This is a genomic window from Chryseobacterium salviniae (genome assembly GCF_035819015.1).
Classification (GTDB): domain Bacteria; phylum Bacteroidota; class Bacteroidia; order Flavobacteriales; family Weeksellaceae; genus Chryseobacterium; species Chryseobacterium salviniae.
The window spans coordinates 1-6,569 of sequence record NZ_JAYLAA010000075.1 but is presented as its reverse complement, the minus strand read 5'-3'; the positions used below and the strand labels follow the sequence as shown (position 1 = coordinate 6,569).

The window sequence follows — 6,569 nt, the reverse complement described above, 5'->3', positions numbered from 1 at the left end:
ACTTATAACAATCCAATCAACATTATAGACCCAACAGGTATGCAAGGGGAAGATTGGATAAAAAGAGGTAGTCAGGTATTTTTTGATGCATCTGTAAAGTCTCAGGCGGATGCAGTTGGTAAATATGGAGAATCAGCACAACATCTTGGTGAAGGTAGTACACTTACTACAAGTAATAGCGAAGGGGTATTGTCGCAATATACTTTCCATGACAATGGTACAGTCTCTAATGCTTCAGGAACTGTTTTAGATACAGGTTCAGATACAGTTACAGAAGGAGGAACAACTATTATGGGTTCTACAAATAGTATGTTTTCAGAAGGTGTGCATTCATTTTTGGCAGAAAGTTCTAACCCTAATCCTTTAGAACAATATAGAGCTTATCGTGATAATCCTAACTATAATGCTGGAGAATCTCGACTTGATAGAACTTTTAGACTAATGAATAGTGGTCATATTGAGCAAATGAGGGATGTAGCAAGTGGGTTTGCAGCAGGTGGTTATGGAAGAATTACAGGGACTACATTGTATAGAGCTGTATCACCTGCTGAATTAAGTGATATTTCTGCAAGTGGGGCATTGAGAGTTTCTAGCGCAGGATACGAAACAGGTAAACTTTTTACAAATAGTGCATCAAATGCTTCTCAATTTGGAAAATGGTTGTATAATTGGGATCAAACGCCTATGACAATTATAAGAGTACAAGTTCCAAATGCAGTTATGAAATCTGCTACTAATTTTACTGCTGATGGTTTACCTGCAACTTCAATTCCTGCAAATCAACTTCGAGCTATAAAGAGTATAGAGGCTTTAAAATATAGCCCTGTGGCTAAATAATAAATTATTATGAAAATTAGAGCAAAATTATTATTATATAAAGGAGGTAGAGAAACCCCATTTCAGAATGGGTATAGACCTCTCTTTGATTTTGATTCAACAAGTCTAGTATCAGGTAGAATTATGCTATCTTCTGAAAAAAAGATGGTGTATCCAGGTGAAGAAACTGAGGTTGAAATTGAATTTATATCTGATGATTACTTTGGAAACAAGCTCCATGTGGGAGAAAAGATTCTATTTACAGAATCTAAAAAACCTTTAGGAGAAATTGAAATAATAGAAATTTAAAATCATGCCATCGAATTTGGTGGCTTTTTTTATTTATCTTTCTTCGGAAACTTCAACAAAATATGATACAAAAAAACTTCCTTCCCCTCGCTAGCGCGAGCGTCCCGCTCGTGCCGGTAGAAAAAATAAACCCACCGCAAAGCGGTGGGTTTTGTATTTATAGCGCAGCAATATTTTTATCAAAGAAGTCTTTGAATTTTTTGGTAGTAAGCATTTCCCCCGCTGCGCAAAGTCTGTGACTTTGAGCGGATAAAACAAACCCACTGCAATTGCGGTGGGTTTGTTTTATAAAGCGGCTACATTTTTATTAAAGAAATCTTTAAATTTTTGTTTGGTAATCATTGTTTCGAGCATAGCGAAGATTACATTTTTATCTTTTTCTTCCAGTCCATTTATTAACCTTACCTGTTCTATCAGGGTTTTATCTTCTACCACAACTTCGGTAGGAACTTCATTATCCGGATGTACAATCTGGTCAATGGAAACACCGTAAAATTTAGCCAGTTTATCAAGCATCTCAACGGAAGCTTCACGTTGTCCGTTCTCAATCTTATTGTAATGAGAAATCCCCAAACCTATTTCTGTAGCGACTTGCTTTTGCAAAAGTCCTTTTTGTTCTCTTAGTGCTTTTATATTTTGTCCTAAATCCATTGTCAGAATATTTACAAACAAAAATATCCAAAAAGTCCATAAATAACAAATAATATCCAAATAGTAAAATAATTATTTGACTAAAAGGAAATTAATTTATAGATTTGCAATAGACAAATAGGCACAAAATAAATTAAACCCTCTATTTATGGAGATTACAGAAATAAAATCCCAGTTATCAATTGCAAATGTTCTGCATTATTACGGTTTAAAACCTGATAAGAACAATAAAATGTGCTGTCCGTTCCACGAAGATAAAACGCCATCAATGCAGATCTATTACAAAACGCAGACAGCATATTGTTTTAGCAGTAATTGCAAAACGCACGGCAAAAGTATGGATGTGATCGATTTTATAATGCACAAAGAAAATTTATCAAAGCACGAAGCGATAAAAAAAGCTGAAGAGATTTTAAATCCAGGTTCCGGAAACCAAGAGATAAGTAAAGAAAAGTTCCTTACCAATATGTTCCAATACTTTAGGAATGCGATAAGCAACAGCAAGCCTGCAAAGGAATATTTGGAAAAGAGAAATCTGGATAATAGCATTTTAGAAATCGGCTACAACTCGGGGCAGTTCCATCATGGGGAAAGAAAAACCGGAGAACTGATAAACAATGCTTTAGAAATAGGATTACTATTAGACAAAGGACTCGTCAACAACAGAACCAAAGAAAAAGCGTATCAGGTTTTTGCCAATAAGTGTATTATTTTTCCTTTAAAAAACAGAGATAATGAAATTGTAAGCATTTACGGAAGAAGCATTTTAGAGCCTAACGATAATAAATTGGCTGCGGGAACATCCCGCCATTTTTATCTGAAGAACCGCTCCGGAATTTATCCGGGATATCCAAAAAAAGACACCAAAAAACTGATATTAACGGAAGCCATTATCGATTGTGCAAGTTTACTTCAGATAAATCCAATTGCTAATAGCTATTCGCTAATGGCCTGCTTCGGAACGAATGGCTTGAACGAGGAAATTTTACAAGCAATAAAAGATCTTCCGGAACTGGAGGAAATTATCTTTTGTTTTGACCAGGATAAAGCAGGAAAAATGGCTGTCGCCAAATGTAGCAATCTAATAATGGAACAATGTAACAATGTTAAAATTACAAGCGTAGAGTTGCCGAATAATGATGTCAACGAAACTTTGCAGTTGCACGATGAAAGTATCTTTACAGAATTACTGAGTAATCGGAAAGATATTTTTCTTTCAACTGAAGGAGATTCCTCGATTCCTCGGAATGACAAGCGCACTGTCATTCTGACGAAGGAAGAATCTCCAAAAGCAGAACCAAAAACAGCAGCAGAATTTTTACAACAAAAAGACTTACTAAAATCTTTAAATCAGCTCATCGAAAAAGCAGGAATCATCGGAGAAGAAAACAGCCGATTATTATTGTTCCTGATTACGATAAGTTACTTAAATAAAAGCCCCTTACACGGAATTGTCCAGGGAAGTTCCGGAAGCGGAAAGACCCATATTATCAGCAGGATTGCAGACTTGATGCCACAGGAAGATGTACTCCGATTTACAAGAATTACAGAATCAAGTTTGTACAATTGGGGAGAATTTGATCTGTTCCAAAAGATTATAATAATAGAAGATTTGGACGGTTTAAAAGAAGATGCTTTGTATGCGCTGAGAGAATTTATATCAAACCAGGTATTAAGAAGTTCGGTCACCATCAAGGATAAAAAAGGAAATAATAAATCTTCTCATAAGATTGTAAAAGGACAGTTCAGTAGTTTAAGTGCAACCACAAAAGGAGAAACCTACGAAGATAATATGAACCGGAGTTTTATTATCGCCATTAATGAAAGTGAGGAGCAGACCGAGAAAATTATCAATTATCAGAACCGCAGAAATGCCGGAGAAGTCGACAAAAGCGAAGAGCAAAAAGCGATAAGCTTTATACAGAAAATCGTTAAAAATCTAAAACATTACGAGGTAATCAATCCGTTTGCAACACAGATACAGCTGCCGAATAATGTGAAAAATAAAAGGCGTTTAAATGAAATGTTTCAATCCATCATTAAGCAAATTACTATTATACATCAATATCAAAGAGAAACAAAAGACAACTTTTTAATTACAGAAATTGAAGATATAGAAAATGCAGTAGAAATATTATTCGAGAGTATTATTTTAAAAATAGACGAATTAGACGGAAGTCTGAGACAGTTTTTTGAGAAACTAAAGAAAGCCTTCAAAGAAGATAGTTTTACAAGGTTCGATGCGATGGAGGTTACAGGATTTAAGAAAACACAATTACAGTTTTATCTGAACGAATTGGTAAGATTAGAGTATTTAAAACAAATCGGTTATGCAAATAAAGGATTTAAGTATAAAATCTCTTATAGTGATAATATTCAGAAAGTTAGGAAAGATTTAAAGGAAGCTTTTACAAAGCAACTAGAAGAACTAAAGAAGAAAAAATAAATTGCCTCACCTACAAGGTGCGAACGCAAGCGAACGCTAAACGGAAGCAAAACGAACGCTAGATTACTGACAAAGCACGATGAATAAAGAAAAGTTGGTTATTGTTCGGAAAAATTGAAAATATTGAGTAAGCAAAACAATCATACTAATACAAATGGATGAAGAAAATATACTACAATTTAGAAAAGAATTACAGAATTTAGGGTATTGTAAAACCGTTATAAACTCCTATCCAAAGCAGATTGCAAAGTTTTTAAAATATATCCGGAAAGAAAATTTTGAAGTACAAAGCCAGGACATTTTAGAGTATTACAGTTATCTGAAAACGGTCATAAGCCCGAGAACTAAAAAGGCTTTAAGTGATAACTATCTCCACTCTATTGCATTGGCCATCAAACTCTACTTTGAATATTTACAAAGATCCGGAACCATAAAACTCAATCCTTACCAGCTGAAAATTAAAACTCCGAAATCAGAAGAGAGAAAAGTATTTACAGACGAAGAAATCAGAAGATTATACAATAAAAGCACATCATTACAAACCATCATATTACATCTGTGTTATGCGTGCGGAATGAGGAGAAGCGAAGCATCAGAACTAAAGATTAAGGATATTGATTTAGAAAATAATCTACTCTACATCAAAAAAGGAAAAGGTAAAAAGCGCAGAGTTATTCCATTTACAAAACAAGTTCAGAAAGATATTAAAGACTTTATTTTTTCATCTGAAGGAAAAGAATATTTATTGAACATTACAGCAACAAGAATCTACGAAGAATTTAAAAAGTTACTCAAAAAAGCAGAGTTGAATAATCAAGGATTTACATTACATTGTTTAAGGCATACAATTGCTACACAACTTCTGGAACAGGGAATGGAGCTTGAAAAAGTGAGGGATTTTTTAGGACATCAATATTTAGGAACAACTCAAATCTACACAAGAATCAATGATGGAACTGGAAAACTATCTGCAAAATGAACTATCTGGAGGAACTGTAAAAAACTATCTCTACGAAATAGAAAAGTTTAAAAAGCATAATAAAAATCCGGAGAAACTGAGCTATCAGAATCTAATGGAATATGTAGAATACTTAAGAAAAAGCTATACTCCACAAAGCGTAAAAAGAACGGTTTATGCGATAAAAAAATACTACGATTATTTAGTAGAAACAGGAAAGATAAAAACAAATATTGCAGGAAATATCAGGATAAAAGACGGCAAAGAAAACCCGATACAATTACAGGAATTACTGACAGAAAAGGAATTAAAAAAGCTTTTAGAACCAAGAGAAGAACGATATCCGATATTGGAAAAAAGAAACCAAATTATAATGAGTTTACTGGTGAATCAGGCGTTATTAGTTGGAGATATTGAGAAACTGAAAATCGAAGATTTAGATTTACAAAATGCAAAAATAAAAGTTCAGAAATCAGGAATTACAAACAGTAGGATTTTAGATTTAAAAGCAGAACAAATATTGTTGTTTTATCAATATTTACAGGAAGAAAGAGAGAAATTAGAAAGGCAAAAAACTTCTTTTTTTCTACTGAATAAACTTGGGTCAGCAATTACAAAAGACGACATCAACTATCTTGTATCAACTTATCAGAAAGGTTTTACAAAGAAATTGACAAGCGTAAAAATCCGACAAAGCGTTATCAAACTGAAATTAGACCAGGGCGAAAACTTAAGAAAAGTACAATATTTTGCAGGACACAAACACGCCGACACCACCGAGAAATACAGAGAAACCGGGATTGATGCGTTACAAACAGCGATTAATCAGTTCCATCCAATTAAATAAAAAACCTTGAATTTTGAACCTTAAACCTTGAATTGCCCAACGCTTGCATTGAATTAAATATCCCGCCCTCCAAATAAAAAAGACATTTTCTCCGACGCTCAACCCCTCCAACTCTCCCACCCAAAACAGCCACAGCAAATTACATAATCAAAATTATACGCAAACCCAACGCCAAACGTTGTTCTCCGTTGCGCTTTGCTCCACTCCGCACAAATCCCTCATTGCCTATAATTTGGGATTATGTAAAATGCTTTCCTTTTGTTTGGGCAAAGCCCGCACAATCCAACGCTTTTAGCCAACGCTTCCCCGAATCTTCCCAGCTCCGAAAAATACCTTTTTCTCCACCGCTGCAACCACCCGAATCAAGGAAAAATGCGCCATCGCTTTTGAAAGTTATCCGTAGAAAATGAAGTTGGTAAAAGAACAGAAATGTGGATTTGTGGAAAAATCCGGACTGAATCCAGGCGCAGTTTTTCCCACAAGTCCACATCTACAACAACAGCGACAATAATACAATTATTTACCCATAAAAAGATAAAGAA

6 protein-coding genes and 1 pseudogene are annotated in these 6,569 nt (G+C 34.5%); 5 read left to right on the top strand and 2 right to left on the bottom strand.

What is annotated here, in order from left to right:
- A pseudogene (locus SOP96_RS19710) lies at positions 1 to 837 on the top strand (hypothetical protein); the annotation flags it as partial.
- A 9-nt stretch (positions 838 to 846) separates the two neighbouring features.
- On the top strand, positions 847 to 1,125 hold the full coding sequence (locus SOP96_RS19705; RefSeq protein ID WP_326322587.1) for an EF-Tu C-terminal domain-related protein: 279 nt from the start codon (positions 847 to 849) through the stop codon (positions 1,123 to 1,125).
- Positions 1,126 to 1,410: 285 nt separating this feature from the next.
- Here SOP96_RS19705 and SOP96_RS19700 read toward each other — a convergent pair whose 3' ends face one another.
- Positions 1,411 to 1,776 (bottom strand): helix-turn-helix domain-containing protein, encoded by a 366-nt coding sequence (locus SOP96_RS19700; RefSeq protein ID WP_326322586.1) that lies wholly within the window; start codon positions 1,774 to 1,776, stop codon positions 1,411 to 1,413.
- A gap of 148 nt (positions 1,777 to 1,924) precedes the next feature.
- Between SOP96_RS19700 and SOP96_RS19695 the strand changes: the two genes are divergently transcribed.
- The 3 genes from SOP96_RS19695 (at position 1,925) to SOP96_RS19685 (ending at position 6,027) form a co-directional block, all read left to right on the top strand.
- Positions 1,925 to 4,222, top strand: coding sequence for a CHC2 zinc finger domain-containing protein (locus SOP96_RS19695; protein ID WP_326322585.1), 2,298 nt, complete (start codon positions 1,925 to 1,927; stop codon positions 4,220 to 4,222).
- A 154-nt stretch (positions 4,223 to 4,376) separates the two neighbouring features.
- Positions 4,377 to 5,201, top strand: coding sequence for a tyrosine-type recombinase/integrase (locus tag SOP96_RS19690; RefSeq protein ID WP_326322584.1), 825 nt, complete (start codon positions 4,377 to 4,379; stop codon positions 5,199 to 5,201).
- Positions 5,170 to 6,027: a tyrosine-type recombinase/integrase gene (locus SOP96_RS19685; protein ID WP_326322583.1), complete on the top strand. Its 858-nt coding sequence runs from the start codon at positions 5,170 to 5,172 to the stop codon at positions 6,025 to 6,027. The genes SOP96_RS19690 and SOP96_RS19685 overlap by 32 nt, the downstream gene beginning before the upstream one ends.
- A 362-nt stretch (positions 6,028 to 6,389) precedes the next feature.
- Here the strand turns inward: SOP96_RS19685 and SOP96_RS19680 are convergent.
- Positions 6,390 to 6,569 (bottom strand): hypothetical protein (locus tag SOP96_RS19680; protein WP_326322582.1); only part of this gene is annotated, 180 nt, incomplete at its 5' end.

What these genes read in the sequence shown, in the direction of transcription:
- SOP96_RS19705 (WP_326322587.1), top strand. Translation starts at nt 847, where the DNA reads ATGAAAATTAGAGCAAAATTATTATTATATAAAGGAGGTAGAGAAACC.
- SOP96_RS19700 (WP_326322586.1), bottom strand. Translation starts at nt 1,776, where the DNA reads ATGGATTTAGGACAAAATATAAAAGCACTAAGAGAACAAAAAGGACTT.
- SOP96_RS19695 (WP_326322585.1), top strand. Translation starts at nt 1,925, where the DNA reads ATGGAGATTACAGAAATAAAATCCCAGTTATCAATTGCAAATGTTCTG.
- SOP96_RS19690 (WP_326322584.1), top strand. Translation starts at nt 4,377, where the DNA reads ATGGATGAAGAAAATATACTACAATTTAGAAAAGAATTACAGAATTTA.
- SOP96_RS19685 (WP_326322583.1), top strand. Translation starts at nt 5,170, where the DNA reads ATGATGGAACTGGAAAACTATCTGCAAAATGAACTATCTGGAGGAACT.